The organism is Leptospira sanjuanensis (assembly GCF_022267325.1).
In the GTDB taxonomy this organism is placed as follows: Bacteria; Spirochaetota; Leptospiria; order Leptospirales; family Leptospiraceae; genus Leptospira; species Leptospira sanjuanensis.
The window spans coordinates 3,225,242-3,247,500 of the sequence record NZ_JAIZBG010000001.1 but is presented as its reverse complement, the minus strand read 5'-3'; the positions used below and the strand labels follow the sequence as shown (position 1 = coordinate 3,247,500).

At 46.0% G+C, this 22,259-nt stretch carries 23 protein-coding genes, 2 tRNA genes and 1 pseudogene (1 of these 26 cut by a window edge); 21 read left to right on the top strand and 5 right to left on the bottom strand.

Going from position 1 to position 22,259, the window contains the following annotated elements; translation table 11 throughout:
* Both rplQ and LFX25_RS14630 read left to right on the top strand, forming a co-directional pair.
* On the top strand, positions 1 to 110 hold the 3' end of the coding sequence (rplQ, locus tag LFX25_RS14635; RefSeq protein WP_238730888.1) for a 50S ribosomal protein L17. Its footprint begins 427 nt before the window's first position; 110 of the gene's 537 nt are visible here — the last part of the coding sequence; the start codon falls outside the window, past its left edge; the stop codon is at positions 108 to 110.
* A gap of 410 nt (positions 111 to 520) precedes the next feature.
* Positions 521 to 1,672 (top strand): LamG domain-containing protein, encoded by a 1,152-nt coding sequence (locus LFX25_RS14630; RefSeq protein ID WP_238730887.1) that lies wholly within the window; start codon positions 521 to 523, stop codon positions 1,670 to 1,672.
* Between the two features lie 181 nt (positions 1,673 to 1,853).
* On the opposite strand, the gene LFX25_RS14625 is transcribed toward LFX25_RS14630, so the two are convergent.
* Positions 1,854 to 3,863 (bottom strand): 1-acyl-sn-glycerol-3-phosphate acyltransferase, encoded by a 2,010-nt coding sequence (locus tag LFX25_RS14625; RefSeq protein ID WP_238730886.1) that lies wholly within the window; start codon positions 3,861 to 3,863, stop codon positions 1,854 to 1,856.
* Positions 3,864 to 3,958: 95 nt separating this feature from the next.
* On the opposite strand from LFX25_RS14625, the gene LFX25_RS14620 reads away from it, so the two are divergent.
* The 6 genes from LFX25_RS14620 to LFX25_RS14595 all read left to right on the top strand — a co-directional run bounded on the left by LFX25_RS14620 (position 3,959) and on the right by LFX25_RS14595 (position 7,371).
* Positions 3,959 to 4,123 carry a hypothetical protein gene (locus LFX25_RS14620; protein WP_238730885.1) on the top strand — a complete coding sequence of 55 codons (165 nt, stop codon included), beginning with the start codon at positions 3,959 to 3,961 and terminating at the stop codon, positions 4,121 to 4,123.
* Positions 4,124 to 4,237: 114 nt separating this feature from the next.
* The gene (locus LFX25_RS14615) at positions 4,238 to 5,272 is read left to right on the top strand and encodes an ATP phosphoribosyltransferase regulatory subunit (protein ID WP_238730884.1); all 1,035 of its coding nucleotides are present in this window, start codon (positions 4,238 to 4,240) and stop codon (positions 5,270 to 5,272) included.
* 37 nt (positions 5,273 to 5,309) lie between these two features.
* Positions 5,310 to 6,587: an adenylosuccinate synthase gene (locus LFX25_RS14610; protein WP_238730883.1), complete on the top strand. Its 1,278-nt coding sequence runs from the start codon at positions 5,310 to 5,312 to the stop codon at positions 6,585 to 6,587.
* Positions 6,588 to 6,661: 74 nt separating this feature from the next.
* A tRNA-Lys gene (locus LFX25_RS14605) sits at positions 6,662 to 6,734 on the top strand.
* 17 nt (positions 6,735 to 6,751) lie between these two features.
* Positions 6,752 to 6,826: transfer RNA gene (locus LFX25_RS14600), tRNA-Glu, on the top strand.
* 164 nt (positions 6,827 to 6,990) lie between these two features.
* On the top strand, positions 6,991 to 7,371 hold the full coding sequence (locus LFX25_RS14595; RefSeq protein WP_238730882.1) for a TIGR04452 family lipoprotein: 381 nt from the start codon (positions 6,991 to 6,993) through the stop codon (positions 7,369 to 7,371).
* Between the two features lie 4 nt (positions 7,372 to 7,375).
* On the opposite strand, the gene LFX25_RS14590 is transcribed toward LFX25_RS14595, so the two are convergent.
* Positions 7,376 to 8,287: a TIGR02757 family protein gene (locus LFX25_RS14590; protein WP_238731618.1), complete on the bottom strand. Its 912-nt coding sequence runs from the start codon at positions 8,285 to 8,287 to the stop codon at positions 7,376 to 7,378.
* A gap of 23 nt (positions 8,288 to 8,310) precedes the next feature.
* Positions 8,311 to 9,207 carry a hydroxymethylglutaryl-CoA lyase gene (locus LFX25_RS14585; RefSeq protein WP_238730881.1) on the bottom strand — a complete coding sequence of 299 codons (897 nt, stop codon included), beginning with the start codon at positions 9,205 to 9,207 and terminating at the stop codon, positions 8,311 to 8,313.
* Between the two features lie 229 nt (positions 9,208 to 9,436).
* Here LFX25_RS14585 and LFX25_RS14580 point away from each other — a divergent pair, with 229 nt between their 5' ends.
* Together LFX25_RS14580 and LFX25_RS14575 are read left to right on the top strand one after the other, a co-directional pair.
* Positions 9,437 to 10,546 (top strand): hypothetical protein, encoded by a 1,110-nt coding sequence (locus tag LFX25_RS14580; protein ID WP_238730880.1) that lies wholly within the window; start codon positions 9,437 to 9,439, stop codon positions 10,544 to 10,546.
* Between the two features lie 45 nt (positions 10,547 to 10,591).
* A complete protein-coding gene (locus tag LFX25_RS14575) occupies positions 10,592 to 11,356 on the top strand; it encodes an ABC transporter ATP-binding protein (protein WP_238730879.1) in 765 nt (254 codons plus the stop codon).
* A gap of 6 nt (positions 11,357 to 11,362) precedes the next feature.
* On the opposite strand, the pseudogene LFX25_RS14570 reads toward LFX25_RS14575, so the two are convergent.
* Both LFX25_RS14570 and LFX25_RS14565 read right to left on the bottom strand, forming a co-directional pair.
* Positions 11,363 to 12,053: pseudogene (locus LFX25_RS14570) on the bottom strand (hypothetical protein).
* Positions 12,050 to 13,108 (bottom strand): tetratricopeptide repeat protein, encoded by a 1,059-nt coding sequence (locus LFX25_RS14565; RefSeq protein ID WP_406600536.1) that lies wholly within the window; start codon positions 13,106 to 13,108, stop codon positions 12,050 to 12,052. Before LFX25_RS14565 ends, LFX25_RS14570 begins: the two are co-directional and overlap by 4 nt.
* Positions 13,109 to 13,166: 58 nt before the next feature.
* Between LFX25_RS14565 and LFX25_RS14560 the strand changes: the two genes are divergently transcribed.
* The 11 genes from LFX25_RS14560 to LFX25_RS14510 all read left to right on the top strand — a co-directional run bounded on the left by LFX25_RS14560 (position 13,167) and on the right by LFX25_RS14510 (position 22,094).
* The gene (locus tag LFX25_RS14560) at positions 13,167 to 13,958 is read left to right on the top strand and encodes an ABC transporter ATP-binding protein (RefSeq protein WP_238730877.1); all 792 of its coding nucleotides are present in this window, start codon (positions 13,167 to 13,169) and stop codon (positions 13,956 to 13,958) included.
* Positions 13,930 to 14,601 carry a heme exporter protein CcmB gene (locus LFX25_RS14555; RefSeq protein WP_238730876.1) on the top strand — a complete coding sequence of 224 codons (672 nt, stop codon included), beginning with the start codon at positions 13,930 to 13,932 and terminating at the stop codon, positions 14,599 to 14,601. Before LFX25_RS14560 ends, LFX25_RS14555 begins: the two co-directional genes overlap by 29 nt.
* Before the next feature lie 47 nt (positions 14,602 to 14,648).
* Complete coding sequence (ccsA, locus tag LFX25_RS14550) at positions 14,649 to 15,341, top strand: cytochrome c biogenesis protein CcsA (protein WP_238730875.1); 693 nt, start codon at positions 14,649 to 14,651, stop codon at positions 15,339 to 15,341.
* 7 nt (positions 15,342 to 15,348) lie between these two features.
* Positions 15,349 to 16,482 (top strand): PP2C family protein-serine/threonine phosphatase, encoded by a 1,134-nt coding sequence (locus tag LFX25_RS14545; RefSeq protein WP_238730874.1) that lies wholly within the window; start codon positions 15,349 to 15,351, stop codon positions 16,480 to 16,482.
* The gene (locus tag LFX25_RS14540; RefSeq protein ID WP_238730873.1) at positions 16,479 to 17,345 is read left to right on the top strand and encodes a phosphoribosylaminoimidazolesuccinocarboxamide synthase; all 867 of its coding nucleotides are present in this window, start codon (positions 16,479 to 16,481) and stop codon (positions 17,343 to 17,345) included. The genes LFX25_RS14545 and LFX25_RS14540 overlap by 4 nt, the downstream gene beginning before the upstream one ends.
* Entirely contained in the window at positions 17,321 to 17,569 is a 249-nt protein-coding gene (purS, locus tag LFX25_RS14535) for a phosphoribosylformylglycinamidine synthase subunit PurS (RefSeq protein WP_118956110.1), read from the top strand. Before LFX25_RS14540 ends, purS begins: the two co-directional genes overlap by 25 nt.
* Positions 17,566 to 18,225: a phosphoribosylformylglycinamidine synthase subunit PurQ gene (purQ, locus tag LFX25_RS14530; protein WP_238730872.1), complete on the top strand. Its 660-nt coding sequence runs from the start codon at positions 17,566 to 17,568 to the stop codon at positions 18,223 to 18,225. The genes purS and purQ overlap by 4 nt, the downstream gene beginning before the upstream one ends.
* Positions 18,226 to 18,622: 397 nt before the next feature.
* A complete protein-coding gene (locus tag LFX25_RS14525; protein WP_240009054.1) occupies positions 18,623 to 19,672 on the top strand; it encodes a cytochrome-c peroxidase in 1,050 nt (349 codons plus the stop codon).
* 29 nt (positions 19,673 to 19,701) lie between these two features.
* Positions 19,702 to 20,019, top strand: coding sequence for a methylamine utilization protein (locus LFX25_RS14520; protein WP_238730871.1), 318 nt, complete (start codon positions 19,702 to 19,704; stop codon positions 20,017 to 20,019).
* Positions 20,019 to 20,378, top strand: a complete 360-nt coding sequence (locus LFX25_RS14515) for a c-type cytochrome (RefSeq protein ID WP_238731616.1) — start codon at positions 20,019 to 20,021, stop codon at positions 20,376 to 20,378. Before LFX25_RS14520 ends, LFX25_RS14515 begins: the two co-directional genes overlap by 1 nt.
* Positions 20,379 to 20,381: 3 nt before the next feature.
* Complete coding sequence (locus LFX25_RS14510) at positions 20,382 to 22,094, top strand: methyl-accepting chemotaxis protein (RefSeq protein ID WP_238730870.1); 1,713 nt, start codon at positions 20,382 to 20,384, stop codon at positions 22,092 to 22,094.
* The last annotated feature ends 165 nt before the right edge of the window (positions 22,095 to 22,259 follow it).

Below are 22,259 nucleotides of genomic sequence, written 5' to 3'. Positions count from 1 at the left end.
GACAAGCGAAGGTTAGAGAAGAAAAAAGAGCCGCAAGAAAATCGGGTTCCGCTCCAGCCCCTGCAAAGAAGGAAGCGGCTCCTAAAAAAGAAGCAAAGAAAAAGAAATAATTTTTTTCTTAAAGAATTCACGTCGCTTTCTTCAAGCGACTTTGAAACCCGGCCTGTTTACGCATCGCCGGGTTTTTTATTTACGGCGAGGGATTGATATCGATAACCCAAAGTATCTATTTCAATTAAAGCGAACGGTTTACGATGTGCACGGCAGATCGTAAGAGTTCCCACGCTTTCATTTCCTAAAAAAGTAAAAGAATTCTGTCTTACCCGTTCTGAGGTTAGGATATACTTCCGTTCTTTATCTTTCTTGTATTTTTATTCTCAATTAAAAATTGAGAGATTGATTTTTACAAAATATTTATCGCTCTCTATAAAAATAGATCAACAGCAAAGAAGCGGTCTGTTGTTTTTGGTAAATGAGCCTTTGCTCACACACGCCAAATAGAAAAAGTTGGGCTTTTTACATGATGGGATCATCGAACGGATTTTTAAAATCTTCTTCGCAGAGGAGTTCCCGCATCTTCGGGATTTTGCTTCTTCTTTCGTTTCAGTTTTCGTGTATGCAAGCGGAAAAGTTCAGCTTGGATGCGAGCAATCCAGCCGGTTTATTTTTACAAATCGCCATTCCGAACGTGATCGCAGGCGCCAATGGAAATAACACAAGCGGATCCTCTTTCACAGCAACGGGGGACATCCACTCTGTGAAATTGAGTTGGCCTGCGGTCACGGACGGTTCTAAGTTTAAGATCTATTCTTCCAATTCTTCTGCGGTTACTGCAACGGCATCACCGGAAATCACGGGAAGCGGTTCGGGAATCGCCGTAAACAACTTCACTCATTCCGGTTTAACCGGAGGGGAAACACGGTATTATCTTTTGGAAAAAATCCAAACCGACGGAACGAAGTCGTATTCTCAGGTCGTGCAAGCGACGACATATTATCTCCCGACGGACGTTTCCAGTTTGGTGCTTTGGTTGAATGCGGAAGCGGGAGTTACGAAAGACGGCGCCAACAAGATCACAACTTGGCAAGACCAAGTTAATGCGAACGTCTTCACCCGTTACTATGCAAATCAGGAACCGTATTGGCTCCCGAATTATCGCAATCAAAGACCCTTTGTTCAGATGAGCAACGGAGAGGGTCGGTTCTTTTCCGGCTCGGGAGTTCCGATTACGGGGAGTTCTTATACGATGCTTTTCGTGGTGGAACAGAATGCAATTTCAGTCGCGAGCGAAGGAATCATCCATCTTTCGGGCGGCGGCGTGACCTTGTATCTGAAATTTTACAACGGTCAGCTTTTGATCAACAGCGGCGGCGGAGATTTTCAAAGTAACGCTTATGCCACCAACTCGGCTCATATTCTTACGATGCAATTTTCCGGAACCGGAACCTCTCTTTATTTGAACGGAAGTTTGCAGAAAAACACCACGAACGTGTACAATGCGGTCGGAAATAATTTAACGTATCTAGGCGTTTACGCCGGTGGATCGGGTTTTGACGGAAGACTTGCGGAAACTTTGATCTACAATCAGGGACTCAGCGCTGCGGATCGAGTGAAAGCGGAATGTTATTTGGCTTTCAAATACAACCTAACGGTTCCGCATTCTTGCAACTAAGTTACTCTGACTATAAACCGAAGTAGATTGTAGTTTTGCGAGATAGGCCCGCGTTCTAATAACGGAATTATAATATACGATCTTCTTTCCTCTTTCTCGAGACAAAAGAAGGTGAGAGCCGTATGTAGATCGGTTTTGTTAGCGCGAGCCAAACTTGCAATGTTTAGCTCGTGCGTTTCTTCTAAACTCTCGAAAGTCTTCCTTCCATCATTTCAATGACCTGCTGCATCGGCTTTTTGTTGATCACGATTTCATATGCCGCCGCGAGAACGGGAGTTTCCGGAGTTATGTTCATCAGATTCGGCATCACTTTCAAACCGTAAAATCCGTTGGACATTCTTTCCGAAGGCGAACCGTAAGCGATGTCGTATCCGGTTTTTCTGTCCTTCGCATCGGTTCCGAAACAAGAAAGCATAAAGTCCGTCAGTCCCGAAAGTCCGAGAAAGGTTTCCGGTTGTCCGCCCATCTTCGCTCCGATCGCGGTCATTTCGGAAAAGAAACGATTCGATAAATGAAAGAGAGAATTATCCACGTTGCCGCCGAGGGTTTGCGTGAAGTAACCTTCCACGATTCCCATTGCGAGAGCGTAGATCGTTTTCAAAGCTCCGCCTAACTGAACTCCCTTGATGTCGGTCGGGATTCTCGCTGGGCGCGGAAATATATAACCGGTCGTGAACAGCTTTTGAACTCTCGGGATGAGAGTTGCGTTGGATGCGGCGATCTCGAATCCCGAAATTTTTCGTTCCATGATCTGATCGGGATAACAAGCCCCCGCGATCACGCCGAGACGATCGTCCTCCAAACCGAACGCGGTCTGCACTTCGTCCAAGATCAAGCCGGTGCTCGTAAATCCTTTGACCACGTTGAAGAACGGAGCCTTATTCTTGTTCAAGAAAGGTTGAATCTCCGGATAAACGTTGATGAGTTCCCAAGGATTGGTTCCTTGAATAAAGAGAGTCGCCGTTTTTAAAACTTCCGGATCGGACGTAAAAATCAAATTCGGCGGAAGTTTGTAAAGAGGGTAGTATTTCAGTTCCCTTCTTTCCGTATTGCATTGTTCGGTGTAAGCCTGATCGGGATGATAAAGATAAACCAAAACGTCGTTGTTTGCAAGAAGGGTCGCGACCGCAATCGACATGCTGCTCGCGCCGATGACGACGATCTTTTCTTCCGGTTCTTTCGGAACCTTGATGAGAATGTTCTTTCCCGCGACATCGCCTTTATAAAGATTTCGATACGTTCCGTGCTGGTGTTTGTTCAAGTTGGAACCGACGAGCAACGCGAGGTTGTCGATGAGGAACTGCTTTTTGTCTCCGTGTTCGGGGAATTGAAGTTGTTCCACTTCCTTCGGAAAGGTTTCCATCTGTTTGCGGGATAATTCTCCCACTAACACGGGTTTGCCGATGACGAGTTTTCCGTTCACCTGATTGAACAAAAGACTTGTCGTGGGGAGAATCTTGTCCGTCTTTTCGAGAGAAATCGGAATGATGACTTTGTTGGCGACGTAGTGATAGACCGTTTCCACGAACGGCATCAGTCTTCCGTCTCGCGAACGCGTTCCTTCGGGAAAGATCGCTACGATCTTTCCTTCGGATTGAAGTTTTTGAGAATGACGGAACGCTCTCATGTTGATCTTGGTCATCACGTCCGAAAGACTCGGATTGTCCGCCATATCCCTTTTGGAACAAACGAGCAACGTTCCGAACATATAAAGACCGAGGCGGGTAAAGTCGGGTTCATACGCCAATCTTCCCGCGATAAAAACGAGCTGTTCGGCGATCGCCTTTCCCTCCGGAGAACAGTTATACAGCTGATGAAAGATCGCGGGCGCGTCGAGATGCGATAAGTGGTTCGAGATCAACGTGATCGGATATTTTCCGATGAGAGGTTTGACCGCTTTGAGATTGTCCACTCCTTCCACGGTGAACTGCTTCATGATCGGAGAAAGAAACTCCATCATAAACTCTCTCGATCTTTGTTCCGGAGAAGTGTAGACTCCGACGGTTTCCAAAAGATTCGGCTCTTTGAACACGTCCATTACCGGAGGCATCGGTGTTACAGAAGAGAGATATAAGAATTTCTGGAGAATCTTTTTGGCTTCTTCTTCCGTCATTCCGGAACGTTTGAATAAGTGGATGTTTTCAAAAAATTCTTTCTGCCATTTACCGACGCTGGATTCTTTCTCAGCCATTTAAATACCTTCCTGGTCCGTTCAAAAATAAGTTCTTAACAGCCGGTGTTTTTCCTAAAACGGAAATCCGGATTCTTCGCATTCCGATATGTTCTATGAAAGAGGAATCGGAGTTAGGATCGTTTTCGGTTGCTCCGAACGAAAAGAAAATTTTCGCGTCGGGTTGGATTCTCACCGCGCCGGGAACTGCCCGGAAAGGCCTTTTGGAAGGACTTATCGATGTCATGGATAGAAATCTTGCGATGGAAAGAATCCATTGATTAGGTTGATAATCATCCGTTTGCAATGGGAATTGTCATTCTATTTTTTTAAAAAGGTTTGAATTCTGACGTCTCGGTTTTGAACTGTATTTTGGAATCGAAGTCTTCCAAAACATGAATCAAAATCTCCCAGAACCCAGCCAGAAAAAATGGATTCCCGACGGGTTTCACTTTCTCGGCCCCGAAGACAGCAAGGACAGAAGGATCTTACTCGAAACCGTTTCCGGCTTTCTTAAAAAAAAAGGCTACTCGGAAGTTTTCCTTCCCGCATTCGATTACAGTTCCACGTTTTTACAAACGGTTTCCGCTCCCGATTCTTCCTCTTTATTCAGAATTCGTGATCTTTCCGGAAACGAGATTTCTCCGAGCATCGATCTGACCGTTCAGGCGGTCAAAGGGATGGCCGGTTTCTCCCATCAAAAGGAAAATCAAAATATCTTCTATGTCGGAAGAGTTTTTCGGGAGAGCGCCAAGGGAAGCGTGTCCCGCAAAGAGGTTCTTCAGATCGGTGCGGAATCTCTGGGCGCTTCCGGCAAGGAAAACACATTCAAAATTTTGGAAGAATTGGACGAGATCGTTTCTCTGCTTCCCTTGGAAGATCCGTTGACCTTGGTTCTCGGAAACGTGAATCTGTTTCATTCCATCGTCCGCGAGTTCGAGCTGAATGCGAACGAGATCGAAATTCTTTCAACGCTTCTCTATCAGAAAAACGGAAACGAGATCGAACGGATTTTCGGCGAAAAGAAAAACAGCGACGTATTCCTCCGTTTGTTAAACGCACTCGTGTTGAACTTCGATTTGGATTCTTTGAAGAAATCCCTGAGCCTGAATTCCCTTTCGCCGGAACTTCAAAAAAGTTTAAACGTCGTTCTCGAAGAAACTTCCTGGATCTTAAAGGCATGGGAATCCAAAAAAAGAAGGATCGATCTTTGTATCGACTTTTCCCTTTTGAGAGATTTGAACTATTATACCGGTTTCGTTTTTCAAGGTTATCTGCAAGGTTCTCCCGATCCGGTTTTGACCGGAGGCGCTTACGATCATCTTTACGAAATGTTTTCGGGAGTGCAGAGGGACGCGAGCGGTTACGCGATCGTGGTCAACACTTTGGAAGCTTCTCTGAAGACACCGCTTCCCGATTCCAAATCATGAAACGCAATATTACCAAGCATCTATTTGAGGAAAAACTATGCCCGCATCGTTAGTAGTAGGAACCCAATGGGGTGATGAAGGAAAAGCCAAAGTCATCGACTTTCTTTCCAAGGACACGGACATCATCGTTCGTTATCAAGGCGGCGCGAACGCGGGACATACGGTCGTAGTTCACGGAAAAAAATACGTTTTTCACCTGGTTCCTTCCGGAGTGATCTACGATCAGACGATTTGCGTGATCGGAAACGGCGTGGTTCTGGATCCTCTTTTCTTTATCGAAGAATGCGATCGTCTTCAAAAGGAAGGTTTTCCGGTTTATGACAAGCTTTTGTTAAGCGACGCGTGTCATCTTCTGTTTCCGTATCATTCTCAGATCGACGGAGCGAGAGAGACTACAGTAAGCCAAGAACACAAGATCGGAACGACCAAAAAAGGAATCGGAATCTGTTACGCGGATAAGATGATGAGAATGGGTTTGAGAGTAGGAGACCTTTTGGACGATTCCTATCAGGCGCGTTTGAAACATCTCGTAGACGAAAAGAATCGCGAACTCGACAAACTTTACGGAATGCCTCCCGTTTCCTACAACGACATCAACGAGGGTTTAAAATTCTTCCTTTCGAAAGTTAAAAAGAATATTATCAATACTGCATATTACTTGGATTCGGAACTTAAGAAAGGAAAACGGGTTCTATTGGAAGGAGCCCAGGGAACCGGTTTGGACGTGGATTTCGGAACCTATCCTTACGTTACGAGTTCCAATCCTACCACGGGCGGCGCTTTGATCGGAACCGGAATTCCGTTTCAACATTTGAAACACGTGATCGGGATCACGAAGGCTTACACTACGAGAGTGGGAGAGGGGCCGTTCCCGACCGAACTTTTGGGAGAAGCGGGAGAAGCTCTTCGTCAAAAAGGCGGAGAATTCGGCGCGACCACGGGACGTCCGAGACGCTGCGGCTGGTTTGACGCGGAAATGCTGCGTCACTCGGTTCGTATCAACGGAATCACTTCGATCGCTCTCACAAAGATCGACATTCTTTCCGATTACGATAAGATTCCCGTTGCGGTCGGCTATAAGTTGAACGGCAAGAAGTTGGATTGTTTTCCATCGCAAGGTTTGGATAAAGTGGAAGTCGTGTATGAAGAATTTCCCGGATGGAAATCCGATATTTCCGGCATCTGCGAATTTCAAAAACTTCCCGAAAAGTGTAAGGATTATATTTCAACTCTCGAAAGATTCATCGGAGTGAAGATCAATTTGGTTTCAACGGGACCTGATCGAAAGGATACGATTCACGGAGATTCTTTTTAAGAATCGGGAGTTTTTTTCATCGTTTTTGATTGACCCACCGCACTCGAAAAATATCGTGTATTTCGTAACGCTTCGAGTCGTTAGCTCAGCTGGTAGAGCAATTCCCTTTTAAGGAATGGGTCCGGGGTTCGAATCCCCGACGACTCAAGGAAACGTTCTTATAAGCCGCCATCGTCTAGTGGTTAGGACACAAGATTTTCATTCTTGGAACAGGGGTTCAATTCCCCTTGGCGGTACCACTCTTTTTTAAAAATACATTCAGTTTCCATTATGTTCTTAATTCGAATGCAATTTTGGAATTAATTCAATAATTCAACTTGTGATATTATTCCAATATTAAGTTGACAAGGTGAGAGTGGGAATTACGTTCGTTTCAAATATAGGGAAGAGGTTTCAAAATAGGATGAAGAATGTTGTTGTGCTGTTTTTACTCATTGTTGCCTTTAGTTTTTCTTGCTCTACTGTATATGACGTAACCGGGCGTGATTCGATAAAAGCGCCAGAGGCTGCACTCAAAATTGACGAAGCTGTTTTGATCGGAATGGTTATGACCATAGGGACAACTACATCGTCTACGAGTAGTCGCTCTTCTTCAGGAAGTATATTATCGCTTGCTTTTATAAGCTCCACTGCGGGTATTGATGAGGAAGATACCTCCGCTTTATATGAAAAGAAAAAAGTGAAAGATTGTGCTGACTCTATTTTGTCTACGATCATCCTTGTTCGAAATACGGATGCCGGCTTGATTGCGGCTTCGGCTTGCAAACTGAAAAAACTTCCTTAATTCCTTAAACCTTGGCCCGGTTTGCTCCGGGTCGTTTCTCGTAAACCTTGCAGATCGAGTTGATTCTGCAGGTTTCGCATAACTCCTTCGCGTATTTCGACTTACACTTTCGTAATATACCCAATCGGCTGAGAGCAAAATCCCCTCGTACCGGATCGTTCGGGAAAAGTTTTAGAAAGAAGTTCGTGATTTCCTCGGCTTTTTTCCAGTCCGGAGTGCTTCTGGAGCTGATCTTCAAAACGCTTGCAATTCTTTGAATGTGTACGTCGAGCGGGTAGAGCAGTTCGTTCGGATCGATCGTCGTATAAATTCCGAGGTCTGGAAATTCTTTCCGAACCATCCAACGCAGATACATGGAATAGCGTTTTAACGAGGACGAACTCGGTCCTTGTCCGATCAGAAATTTATATCCGTAACTTTGTGTTTGCTGTCGGTTGATTTTTTTAGAAGTTTCCAGAAATCGAAGCTGGAAGGCGACGATTCTTTGTCGTAAGGTTCCGCTTTGATCGAGCGATCTTTGTTCCTTTGGGGAAAGCGAGAATTCTCCGGTTTGCGGAAGAGAAAATAAAGGTTCCAACGTATGCGATTTCGTTTTTCGAATTTCTTTTTGGATCGTTTGCAGAAAGAGAAACGTGTCGGCGGGTTTTTGAAATCGATAGGGTTTGAGTTTTTTGCGGACGGGTTCGAGTTCTTCGTTTAAGAGGAATCGAACCGGGGAGTTCCCGCAAAGTTCGAAAAGATGTTTGAGATGATTTTTGATCGCGGCAACGTTCCCGTACGAGAAGAGCGCTGAAATCAGTCCGACGATTTCCCGATCTTGAAAATCGGGATACGAATGTGGGAACTCGATCGGATCCGTCGTTAGATATTCGGGAGTTTCGTATTCGAAGAAGATTCTTTCCAGAACCTTCCTCATTTTTTGAGGAGAGGAAGGGGAGGTCAAGACTCTCGTTTCTTTTTGGTGGCGAGATACGTTCTGGATTGCAGTTCTCGGGCGAGCGCATTCTCCATAAACGCGGACGCTTCCCAGAGAAGTCCGGGATCGATTCCCGTGGGAACTCCCGACTTTTCCAAAAAATATACGAGGTCGTCGGTCGCTAAATTACCGGCCGCGCCTTTTGCGTAGGGACATCCTCCCAATCCGCCGGAGGAAGAATCGAAGGAACGAAGTCCCATAGAAAATGACTTTTCCACATTGGCGATCGCCATTCCATACGTGTCGTGAAAGTGACCCGCCAATTTGTCCGCGGGGATTTCTTTCAGTAGGAGTTCCAACAACTTCTCCACTTCCGCGGGAACTCCCGTGCCGATCGTTTCTCCGAGCGAGATTTCATACGCGCCTTGATCCAAAAGAATTTTGGAAACTTCGAGCACCTTTATCGGATCGATTTTTCCTTCGTACGGACAGTCGATCACGGTCGATACGTAACCTCGCACTTGAATTCCGTCCCGATGGGCGAGTCGAAAGATTTCTTTGAACCCTTCGATGGATTCCGCGATCGTTCGGTTGATGTTTTTTTTCACGAATGATTCCGACGCCGCGGTGAAAACCGCGACTTCTTTGTAGCCGGCGTTCTTTGCCGCTTCGTATCCTTTTACGTTCGGAGTCAACGCCGAGTAACGGATTTTTCCGTTCAAATCCAATAAGGCCGAAAGTTCGGCTGCGTCCGCCAATTGAGGAATCGCGTCCTTTTTTACGAAGGAAGTCGCTTCTATATTCGTCAAACCCGCTTTGACGAGCCGCTCGATATAACCCGCTTTGATCTCCGTGGAAACCGGACGTTTCTCGTTTTGAAGTCCGTCTCTCGGACCTACTTCCGTGATTTTTACTTTCATTCTATTCTGATTCCACCGTTTTGCGACGTGCGGGCAAGTCAAATATCGACGTTCTTTACCCTATATCCGTTGGACTGTTTCCGAATTGATTTGACTTTCGTTTGCGACTCGTTAGAGTTTCGAAATCTTTTTTGCGGAAATTATTTTTTGAACCGCGTTCTTTTGTGTTAGGTTTTGAATTATGAAAAATCCGTTTTTACTCCGTTCGCTTATCCCGAAATTCCTCTTCTTGGTTTTTCTTTGCGTTCCGTTTTTTCGATGTTACCTGCATCACGCGAACGTAAGCGGAGACGGGTTCGGAGCCAAGTCGCTTATCAATCCGAGGGAATATCGGTTTCACGGAAGTGTTCCCGTTCGGATCGATTTCGATCCTTCGGGAAGAGAAACGGCCGCCCAAGACATGCATCGAAAAGGTCTGAACGTTTCCGTAGCTTTGCAAGACGTGGAAAGTTATTATTCCTCCGAGATTCTTTCGCAGTTCCGAAAGAGCGCTTTGTTCCTTCTCAATCCGAACGCGCACATTCAGATTCGAATCCGTTCCTCCGCGGAAGAAGTCAAACCTCCCGTGTTGTCCATCATTCCGTTTATCGTTACGATCGGTTTGTTCCCGATGATCGAAAGAACGAACGGAAGAGTTGAGTTCGAATTGTACGAAGAAGAAACGAACAAGGTTCTCAAAAGTTACAAGTATCCGATCGAACATCGATCCATCTTCGGAATCGCTCCGCTGCTTTTGGGTCCGATCGTTCCGATCTTCAGCGATCGATTCGATCATTCGCAGAATAAAAAGAATTTCGCGATCATGCGCGTCGCGTTTCAGCAATTCGAACAGGATCTCAAAGCGGATCTCGGTCATCTGAAGGAATTGTCCGCTCATTTTACTCAGGACGAAGCGCATCGTTTCGCGTTCGTTTCCCTCGCGAAAACGGACGAGCCCGGTTCGCAGATTTTCACGGACATATATTCCGAGTTGGAAAAAAAATTCATCAAACACGGAATTCTTTTGGTGGAACGAAACCGTTTGGATAAGGTTCTCTCCGAGATCCAGTTGTCCTTATCGGGAATCACGGAAAATTCAAGATTGAAACTAGGCAAACTCCTGGAAGCGGATCGTTTGATTTTGATGGATCACTTCGAATACATTCCATACAATCGGCAGGCATACGACGGTAAATTCGCCTTTTCGATCCGTTGTATCGACGTTCAAACGGGAAGAATCATCTGGGCCGAAAACGTCCGCGAGAATCTTTACTCCGAGTGGACGGATTCTTCCTATCAAAGGGAACGCGCGATTCGAGATTTGATCGCGTCGCTGCGCGATCGCGGAGAATTGTTGTGATTCAAAATTCTTGTCTTGAAAGCCAAACTCCGCAAGTCTGGGAAAATGCCCGATCCAAGTAAAGCCGTCGAAGTTCGAAGATTGAATCTGCAATTCGGTTCAAGAACGATCTTGGATTCCGTTTCCTTTTCAGTGGAACCCGGAAGTATTCTCGGAATTTTAGGGAGATCGGGTTCGGGCAAAACTTCCCTCTTTCGAATGATTTTGGGAATTCCGACTTCGAAAGATTTCGAACAAAGCGGATCGATTTTCTTTTTCGGAAAAGAACGGAAAGAAATTCCGATCCATCGATTACAACCCGTGTTTCAAGATCCTTCCGCGAGTTTTAATCCGACATGGTCCTTGGAAAAAGCGCTTAAAGAACCGCTTCGCGTTCTCGGAGGAGAGATCGCAAAAAGAGGGGAGGAATCGTTTGCCGATCTTCTCGAATCGTTTCAGCTCGCGAACAAAGATCTAAACCGTAACGTCCTTTCGTTTTCCGGAGGAGAACTCCAGCGCGCTGCGATCTTACGCGCGCTTCTTGCGGAACCGAAGATCCTTTTTTTGGACGAAGCCTTGGGCGCGCTCGATCCGATTTTGTTGAACGAAGTTTTGATCTTTCTAAAAAAAATCGCGCAGGAACGGAAAATCACCATTCTTCTCATCACACACAGCTTGAGAACTGCCAAAAAATTCTGCGATCAAATCGGAATATTAGAAAAAGGGAAACTGTTGGATTTTGGAAAAACGAAGGAAGTTTTTTCGAACTACAAAAGCGCTTTTACGGGGGAACTCATCCGTGCGACCGATCTGAGCTCCCTCCGCGTTTGATCTTGATCAGATATCGATCTGATAGAGGTTTTTTCTGTCTTTTTTGTCTTTATACAAAGCGATCATGATATCGATCCGGTAAATCGAAGATCTAAGGCTGGATTCTAAAAGTCGTAGCGCTTTGATCTGATTTTCCAGGGAGATATCTCCCACTTTCGTATTCTCTATCTTGTCGAATCTTTCAAGTCTGACCTGAGATGCTAATACGTCCGGAGGAGAGAAAATCAGTCTTTTGTTTTCAAAAGCGAATTCGTATTGAATTCTTTTTTTCTCAGAGGCAAGTTCAACTTCCTTGATTTTGCCGCCCTCAAACTTGAAACGAACATACTTGAGCAGGTTGCTCTCGTAACCTTCGTCGAAAGTAAAAGGAATGTCTTCCGTGACGATTGTTTGCACCTTTTCCAGTTCCGGTCTCAGAATTACGAGAAGCGAATGTTTCTTCTCCAAATCCGTAAGCCTTTCGTTGATCGTGCTTTCCAGATCTCTGACGATTTTCTGGAGGGATTTCGTGTAAGAACTTCCCTGTTCAGAAAAAACATCGGAACGACTCAGGTCGTCCTGCCCTTTCTCTTTATTCTGCGCGAACGCAGGAATGCTAAGGAGGAAAAGCAGGATTGTGAGCCAGGTGATTTTTTTCATAGATTCCTCCAAGGTTCAAGATAACGGAAGAAAATTGAAAAAAGCAAACCTTTTTCACTCGGTTTTGTTTTCTTCTTCCAGGGACTTGATTTCGGCGAAACGTTTTGCAAGATCCCTTCTTCGTTCGATGACCTTATAGGAAAATTCGGAAAAGAAAGGATCGTTCGGATATTTCAAAAGTTGTTCGTATTGATCGGCGGCCGTGACATAATCGCCGACCTTACTAGCCGTTTCGGCGTAGAAGAAGTGAAACTTCTTATTGTATTGTTTCTTTTGTCCGAGGTCGTCCACGAGTTCGGTGTTTTTGAAGATTCGATACGCGTAAAGATCCTTGGAGGAGAGAAGTTCGATTCTCGCTCTTCCCATTCTCGCGTCCGGACTTTGTTCGTCGATACGCGCGGCTTCCTTGATATAAAGAAGGGCTCGGTTTCGGAGATCGGTTCGGATATAATGATCCGCCAAAAGCAATAACGCTTCCGTATGAAATTTGTTAAGCGACACGGCCTTTCTCCAAAGGATCGTCGCGTTGATCGGTTCACGCATGATTTCATACAACGTGCCGAGATGGATGTAGGTTCGGTAGTATTCCGGGATTTCGGCGCTCGCATATTCGAATTGTGTGATCGACTTTTGGTATTTTTTTTCGAGATGATACGCCCGTCCCAAATTGTAACGGAACGGAAAGAATTTCGGATCGAAACGAACTCCTTCTTCCAGCATCAGAATCGCGCGTTGCCGTTCCTCGTTTTTTCCGGTTTCCAAAAGTTTGACCGCTTCGTTGTTGAACAATCCGCAGTTCGGAATCTCCTTTTCTTCAAACTTGAAACTTCCCTTGGACGGAGGCGGATCACCTTTCCAATTTCTTCCGGCCGCGAGAATGAAGTCCTGATCCGTTCTTAAAAACGATCCGTCGTTGTAATACTCGGGAGAAAGGATTTCGTTTTCGCCCCAGAGAAGATCGGTATAATATTGGCCTCCGATTTGGATCTGCGCGGATAGAGGAAGGTTTGCAAGAACCGCAGAAAGAAAAAAAAGAACGGGGAGAATTCTTCGCCGAAGAACGGAAACGGCGAATTTTTCGATTCGGAACGCGGGAACTCTTCGGAGCGAAATAAAAACGCATTGTAAATTCCGTTTCGGAGAGGACTCTGGTTTCATAAGAGGAATCGGTTTGCCACTTAAAGAACAAGCGCTCTTCGTCTGCCAAGACCTATCTTATTCTATCGGAAAAAAACGGATTCTCAAACAGATCTCATTCTCGCTTTTCCGTGGCGAACTCGCTTTGTTGCGGGGCGACAACGGCGCCGGAAAAACGACTCTGCTTCGCGCGATTTTAAATCACGGTCAACATAAGGATTGTTTTTCGTTTTACGGCTCGGGTGAGAATTTGCGGCGCAACTCTTCCGACACGACGATCCTCGTCGATAAAAGCTCCGACAACGCCGGTAAAAGTCCCGACGCAGGAAATAAGAACGCAAACTTGAATGACGATTCGATCTCAAAGTCGAACAACGATTCGGTGACTCAAAAAATTCCTCGGATCTCTTATCTCGGTCACGAACTCGGACTTTATACTTCTCTTAGCTTGGAGGAGAATCTTCGTTACTTTCTTTCCATAGCACGAATTGAATTTCCTAAGGAGAAGGTCGAGTCGCTTCTGCGTTCCTTTAAACTTTGGTCGAGAAGAGAGGATCCCATCTTTACATTCTCCCGAGGAATGAAACAAAAGGCCGCGCTTGTTCGCGCGCTTTTGACCGGAGGAGATTTGATTCTTTTGGACGAGCCCTTTACTGCGCTCGATCGTTCCGGTTTGGAAACCGCGATCCGTCTTTTGGAAGAACATTCGAAAAACGCCGCGGTGTTGATGGTGACGCACGATCCGGGAATTCCGTTTTCACGCGCGACAAAAACTTTGACGATTCGGGAGGGAAATCTTGAAACAACTGTTCTCTCTGCTTCATAAGGAGTTTCTGCTGTTAGGAAGGGCGATTAACGGAATTCTTTCCGTTCTCGTTTTGATCACCTCGATCGTATTCATTTTTAATTATGCGTTGGAGCAGACCGGCAAACTGGATCGTCAGACTTTGATCGGAATCAAATGGTCCGTTTTGTTTTTGACCTCGTACGTTTTTATCGGTCAGTCCGCTTGGGAGGAACGGGAAAGCGGTGGAGGGAGAATCAGCTCGTTGTTTCTTCCGATTTGGATGCGCTTTCTCGCAAAGTCCCTTGCCGTGTTTACGGGTTTGACGATCGCCGCGATCTACTTAATGATTTTATTATCCGTTTTTTTTCAGGCGTTTCCCTTGGGTTGGAAAGATCTTACGGTCAATTTGATCTTTCTTGTGCCGGGTGTTCTCTGCATTTCCTTTTTGGGTGTGGCTTTGAGTCATATCAGCGATTCTTCGCGGCTGAAGGAAATTCTTCTTCCCTTGTTGATGATTCCGTTTACGATTCCGATTCTCCTTTTCGGAATGGAAGCCGAACGGAAGCTCGAACGTATGCCCGTCTTCGATCCGATTCCCGGTCTTGCCATCTTACTTTCGTTTTGCGTTTTTTACGCTGGAATCGGAATTCTACTTTTGGAACTTTCGGGCGACGAACCCTGAAGAATCTTCTTGATTCCACCGACATTCCCGCGAATACTCTATTTCGTATGAAAATTCGAATCGCTCATCCGATTTGGGACTGGGTTTTATCCGCATTCTTTTTGATCGGTTTTCCGACCGCCGTTTTGTTTTCCCTCAATTATCCGAACGTGATTTTACAACAAGGAACCGCTCACAGAATTTTCTACTTTCACGTTCCGGTCGCGTGGGTCGCGCTTTACGGTCCCGTTTTTTCTCTCGCGTTCGCGGTCGTTTATCTCATCCGCAAAGAATCCAAATGGGATCTTCTTTCGCTTGCCGCAAATCAAGTCGCGCTTTTGTTCGCGATCGGAGTCATCTTTTCCGGAAGAATCTGGGCGTTCAGCGCGTGGGGAGTCGCTTGGGATAAAACCGACGCAAGACTTCAGTCCTTCACCGTTTTGTTTATCAGTTTGATCGCATATTTCGTTTTTCGAATATTGATCACCGACGCGACCAAGAAAAAACTTTTTTCGGCGTTCTTGAGCATTTTATGCGCGGTGAACGCGGTCATCACTTGGGGGGCGATCCGTTGGATCGACAATCCGGGAAATCATCCCGAATCGGTTCTCGGCAAGGGAGGAATGGACTCGGATATTCGCATGAGTTTCTGGCTCGGGGTTCTTGCGTATCATATTTTGTTTTTGGTATTGATCCGCTTCGCTTATCGTTTGGCTAAGATCGAGGATCTTAGGGAAAGCCTGCCGGAAAGGGAAGAGTAATCCGTTCTTGTCCACGGCTACGAATTACAGTCTTTATACGGTTCTCGCGGTAGACGATTCCGAGATCAATTTAAAGCTGATCGTACATACTCTCAAACCTTTGGGGTTTCAGATCTTCACCGCGGAATCGGCGGCCGAGGCGCGTAACGTGCTTTTGACCAACCGGGTCGATATTCTTTTGTTGGACGTGAGTATGCCGGGGCAGGACGGTTTTTCGTTCTGCAAGGAACTCAGGGAAATCGAACGATTCAAACTTCTTCCCATACTTTTTATCACCGCGATCAACCGTGAACTCGGATTCGACGAAGCGATCTCTCACGGAGGAGACGACTTCATCCACAAACCGTTTCAGCCGAGGGAATTGATCGCAAAGATCCGCGCTTTTATTCGGATTAAAATTCTTCAGGACGAAGTCTTAGAACAAAAGCGGAACTACGAAAAGGAACTGATCATGGCGCGGAAGGTTCAACAGGAACTTCTTCCCGAAAAGGAATTGGAATGGAGCGGAGTAAGTTTAAGCACGATCTTCCAACCTTTGATGCAGATCGGCGGAGATTATACGGACGCTTGGATTGAAAACGAATGTCTTCATATCTTCATCGCGGATTGTTCCGGTCATGGTCCTTCTGCGGCCTTGCTCGCGGCGATGCTGAAGATGCAGGTTTCCAGTCTTTCTCCCGATCAGACGTTGCAGGAAAAAGTGCGGACGCTGCGTCACAATCTCGAAAAAATTCTTCCCGAGGAATTTTCGATCACGTTCTTTTACGGAATTCTTCACAAGGATCTTCACTTCGAATATTCGAACGGAGGTCATCCCTCTCCGATGCTTTTTAAGGACGGGGCCGTTACGACTCTTCCGGGGATGGGGCCTCTTATCATTCCGATCGAAATCAACGTAAGCGAAGAATTCAAAACCGTTCAATTGGAAAAAGGTTCGTATCTTCTTTTATACACGGACGGCGCCACGGAGATCGCGGACAAAACCATGAACATTCTCGGCGAAGAAAAGCTGAAGAGAATTTTTCAGGACGGAGTTTCCAAAGGCGGGGACATTCTCGCATCGATGATGCAATCCATTCTTGCGCATTCGGACCGCGGAACGAATGATGACGATATCGCTATGATGGTATTGAAATTATGAATTTGCCGAATCCTTCCTACCGGGGTAAAGTCAGGGACATTTACGATCTCGGAGACAAGTTGATTCTTTCCTCCACGGATCGTATCTCCGCGTTCGACGTCGTCTTTCCCCAGCCGGTTCCCGATAAGGGAAAGGTTCTCAACCGAATCTCCACTTCTTGGTTTTCCTTCTTTAAGGATATTCCCAATCATATCTTGGAAACCGATGTGAAGAAGTTTCCCGCTCCGTTTCAAAATCATCCGGATCTGGAAGGACGTTCGGTTTTAGTAAAGAAGTGCAAACGTATCGATTATGAATGTGTGGTTCGCGGTTATATTGCGGGTTCCGGTTGGAAAGAATACAAGGACGCGGGAACTCTCGCGGGCGTGACTCTCCCCAAAGGTTTGAAAGAATCCCAAAAACTTCCCGAGCCGGTGTTTACTCCCGCGGTCAAAAACGACCAAGGTCACGATGAGAACATCTCCGAAGTCGAAATGGAAAATCGGATCGGAAAGGAACTGTTCGGAATTCTGAAGGAAAAATCGATTTCCATTTTCAACCGGGCCGCTGAAGTGGTAGATAGGGCCGGAATCATTCTTTGTGATACCAAATTCGAGTTTGGAATCTTGGACGGACAGGTCATTCTGATCGACGAGCTTCTTACCCCGGACTCTTCCCGGTATTGGTCTGCGGATACGTATTCGGTGGGAATTTCTCCTCCGAGTTTGGACAAACAGATCCTTCGGAATTATCTGGAAACTACGAGCTGGAACAAGATGCCGCCTGCGCCCGATCTCCCGGCCGGATTGATTCAGGAGCTGAGAGAAAAATATCAGAAGATAGAGGATCTCATTCTTTCATGTACATCGCAAAAATCCAAGTAGTCCTCAAAGAATCCGTTCTCGACCCTCAGGGAAGCACGGTGAAAAAAGTTCTTTCCGAAGTCGGTGAAAAATCGGTGCAAGACGTGAGAGTCGGAAAATACATCGAACTCAAGATCGACGCTCCGAACGAAGACGCCGCGAGAAAGGACGTGGAAAGACTTTGCGATAAGATTCTCGTCAATCACGTTATAGAAACATATTCTGCGAATATTCAAAAACTATGAAAGTTGCGGTCATCACGTTTCCCGGTTCCAACTGCGACGCGGACATCTACCGCGTTTTGCGAGATCAATACGACGCCGAAGTCGATCGCGTTTGGCATAGGGATCAGCTCGATAAGAAATACGAACTCGTGATTCTTCCCGGAGGATTTTCTTACGGAGATTATCTCCGCTCCGGCGCGATGGCCGGTTTTTCTCCCGTGATGAAATCGGTAAAGGAACACGTGGACAAGGGCGGAAAGCTGTTCGGGATCTGCAACGGATTTCAAATATTAACCGAGGCGGAATTCCTCCCGGGCGCTCTTACAAGAAACAAAACTCTGAAATACATCTGCAAAACCGTGACCTTAAAAAAAGGTTCGGCCAACAATCCGATCACGACTTCCTTGGACGCTTCGAAAGAATTGAGAATTCCGATCGCCCACGCGGACGGTTGTTATTATGCGACATCCGATGTTCTCAAACAATTGGACGACGAGGGGAGAATTCTGTTTCGTTATTCCGGAGAGAATCCGAACGGTTCTCTCGACGCGATCGCGGGAATCACTTCTAAGAATTTCAAGGTCGCCGGTATGATGCCTCACCCGGAGCGCGCCATGAATTCGATCACCGGAGAAGTGGACGGCAAGGTCGTTCTGGATCTTATCCTCGGCGCTTGATATAAAATAAGTCTCGATCGGAACGTCGCGAGTATATTAGGAAATTTGGATTTAGTCCGCGCGTCCCGGCTAAAACGCATATCGCAGCTCGATTCCTTTCCGATTTATGAAGAATTCTTCCGTGAACTCCTATATTATATTTAAAGAATACAGATTTCGCGGATAACCGCGAATTTTATCCCTTATTCGAGTGTATTTGACTCGAAAATTGATTCGTTGAATAGTAGAAAAGGATAATATTTCATTCAAAACATTAGAATTTGCGAATTCCCCTGCAGTTATAACTGAGAATATTTCAAATTATAAACCAAGTGGAAGGAGTTCCAACATTTCTTGTATGATAAAGACAACGAAAATTTAGGACGTTTCTCGAACAAATGTCCTTTCGAGGTATGTCTTGTCTTGCATTCTGTTTGTTCCAATTCTTATTTTCAGTCTTTTTACTTTCACACATTGTACATCCGAAAAGGAACAGAATACAAAGACGGAAACTTCTAAGGCGACGGATAAATCCGGTGAAACGACCGCAAATCCTGTGGATACCGCAGCATATCCTTTCCCACCGGACAATCAGCCGACGCCCGATCGGATTCTTCTCGGGAAAACATTGTTTTTTGATCCGATTCTTTCCGGCTCCAACTGGATCAGCTGCGCGACTTGTCACAATCCGGGACTCGGCTGGTCGGACGGACTCAAAACCGCGGTCGGCCATAATATGAAGGTTTTAGGAAAGAACACTCCGACCATTCTCAACGGAGCTTTCGGAAATAAGATGTTCTGGGACGGACGTGCCGACAATCTCGAAGCGCAGGCTCTCGGTCCGATCGCTTCTCCCGACGAAATGAATCAGGATTTGGACGAAGTAATATTAGAATTAAAGAATATTCAAAAATACAAAGATCTTTTTGCAAAAGCCTATCCAGGAGAAGAAATCAGTGCGAATACGATCGCCAAGGCGATCGCGAATTTCGAAAGAACGATCATCTCGACCGATTCTCCCTTTGATCGTTGGAAAAAAGGGGAAACGAACGCGATCTCTAAATCGGCGCAAAGCGGCTTCGCGCTCTTTAACGGGAAGGCGAACTGCGCGTCTTGTCATCAAGGGGAGCATTTTACGGACAACGGATTTCATAACATCGGTCTGAAATCGAATCGAAAGGATGTCGGAAGATTTAAGATCGTTCCCGTTAAATCCATGAAAGGCGCGTTTAAAACTCCCACGTTGCGGGATGTCGATTTTACGGGGCCTTATATGCACGACGGAAGTTATGCGACGTTGGAAGAAGTCGTGGAGCACTACGATCGGGGAGGGGACGAAACGTCGAATCTCGATCCGAACATGGCTCCGCTCAAACTGAACTTTCAGGAAAAAGCGGACTTAGTCGCGTTTATGAAATCATTGACCGGGAAGAAACGGATCGTCTCCATTCCCGAGTTGCCGAGATAAGATTAAAAAAGATACTATAGGAGTTTTACATGTCGATTCGATGGAACGTTATTCTGTTCGGTTTAATTTTTTCCGCGGGAAGTTTGTCCGCGGCGGAACACGAAGTGGGGCAAAAGAATAAAAAATTCACGGTGGAATCCCTCAAGATCAAGATGGGAGATATCGTAAGTTTTCCGAATTACGATTCCTTTTACCACAACGTTTATTCTCTTTCTCCGGTTAAGATCTTCGACTTGGGATCGTACGCCAAAGGACAGACTCAAAAGGTGAAATTCGAAAAGGCCGGAAAAGTTACGGTTCAATGCGCGATTCATCCCGATATGAAGATGACGATCGACGTTCAATGATGAAAATATATTCAAATATTCTGATATTCTTTCTCTTTGTTTTTGCGTTCGCCGACGTGAATGCGGAGAATCCCAAGGAAAAGTCCGTGATCCGAGGAAGTATCGTGTTCCGTACGTACTGTGTTCTTTGTCACGGCGAATCCGCGGACGGAAAAGGAAGGCTTGCCACAGGTAAGGTTCCTCCTCCGGCGAACTTGACGATCACGAAGCTCAGCGATTCTCAAAAGGAGGAAATCATCCGAAAAGGCGGAGCAGGCGTGAACCGTTCTGCGTTTATGCCGCCTTGGAAGGACGAACTTTCCGAAGAACAGATCAAAGACGTGATCTCGTATATCAATTATCTTTCCAAAAACAAATAATCGGTGAACCTACTCAATCGGATCAGCATCAAAACGAGACTTCGCTTCAGCTTCGGGGCGATCATCGGCGTATTCATTCTTTCGTCCGCGTTGATCGTCTACAATACGTTCACGTATCGAAAGGCGATTCGATCCATGATCGACCATTCTCAACCTAAGTTTCAGTTGATGAACCTGACCTTGGAAAAACTGATTCTCGCGGAACTTACGCTTTCTTCCAAGGTTTCCACGATCGACGCCGTCTTATCCGAAGAAGAATACAAGAAGGTAAAGGTTCTAATCGACGAGATTCGAGCGAACCTAACTCGTTTGAACGGTTATTATCTGGAAAAAACGGAAGTTGAAAAGTTGAATTCTTTGAAGGAAGGTTTGAACGATCTTCTGCGATACACGGATACGATTCACCTTCTCGGAATGGAGAACCGCAGACAGGAAGCGCAGATCCTTTACGTGCGGGGAATTCATCCGTTGAGCGCATCGATGCGCGGCGTTATCAAGGAGTTGATCGAGTTCGAAGCCTTGGAATCGCGCAAAAGCGAAGAAACCGCGGAAGCGCAACTAACGTTATCCTTATACACGATCAGCATTCTTTCCGTTCTTTCCCTGATCGCGGGTGTGTGGTTTTCCAGATCCATCATTCTGTCCGTGATGTTCCCTTTAAAAAGGGCGATCGACTTTGCGTCCGAAATCCAAAACGGAAATCTGAACAATCGAATCGATATCGATAGTTTGGACGAAATGGGCGAGCTGCTCGAATTCTTAAAAAGAATGGAAACATCTTTGCGCGAAATCATCGTTGAGGCGCGCAACTCGGTCGAAAGTTCGGAAAGAGCCGGTCAGGAATTCGCGAAAGTTTCACAGGAATTTCTGCAAACCTCCGAAACGCAGGCCTTCGATTCTCAAAAGGTCGCGGACCATATCGATCGTCTGAGCCGCTTAGTCGAAAAGAACACGCAGACGATTTTGATTTCGGGAGAACATCTCCGTAACCTCGAACGCGAAATTCAAAGAAATCTAATGTCTTTGGCGAGCGTCACCGAGTCCCTAAACTCTTTGACCGTACGTGCGAAGGAATCCTCCGAAACGGCCTTGAAAGGAAGAGAAAAAGTCGACGCGGTTCAGAAGTCCTTTGCCGAAGTTAAACGAACCGTACAAAAGATTAAGGACGCGCTCGTCAAGATCGGAGAAATTTCCACAAGAACGAATATGCTTGCCCTCAACGCAGCGATCGAAGCTGCAAGAGCCGGAGAACACGGAAAAGGTTTTTCAGTCGTCGCGGAAGAGGTTTCCCAACTCGCCGAACACACGATGAAAAACACGAGGGAAATCACCGAACTGATCGAGTTTACCCGGACGAATATCGATTCCGGAAACGGAGAAATGGATCAGTTCTCCGATTTTTTCAAAATCATTCAAGAGAACGCCGTGAATGTTGCGGAGTTCAGTCTCCGTCTTTTGGACGACATGAGAGTTCAGGAGTCCGGCCTCAATCAATGTTCTCAACGAATGCACGAGGTCGCATCGAATATTACGGATTTGGAATCCTCTTCTTTGGAAAATAAAAGCGCTTACGGTTCGATACGGGAATCGGTGCAGAAACTTTCGCAGGGCGCGCTTCAAATTTCTTCCGGTTCTCAGGCGATCAACGAGGGCGCGAAAAAGATCGACGAACAATCGACAAAAGTAAAACGCCTGATGGAAAAATTTAAGGTCTGACAAACGGATCCGTATAGAGTGACTCGCCGAGTTCGGGAACGGAACCCGAATCAACGCGATCGAATACTTAAGGGATCCTTTCTTCGATTCTACTTTTCTTTGAATAAAAAAGGGTTTGCTTCCTTTGGAACCCAGGCAATCGTATCGTCGTCTAAACTATACGCC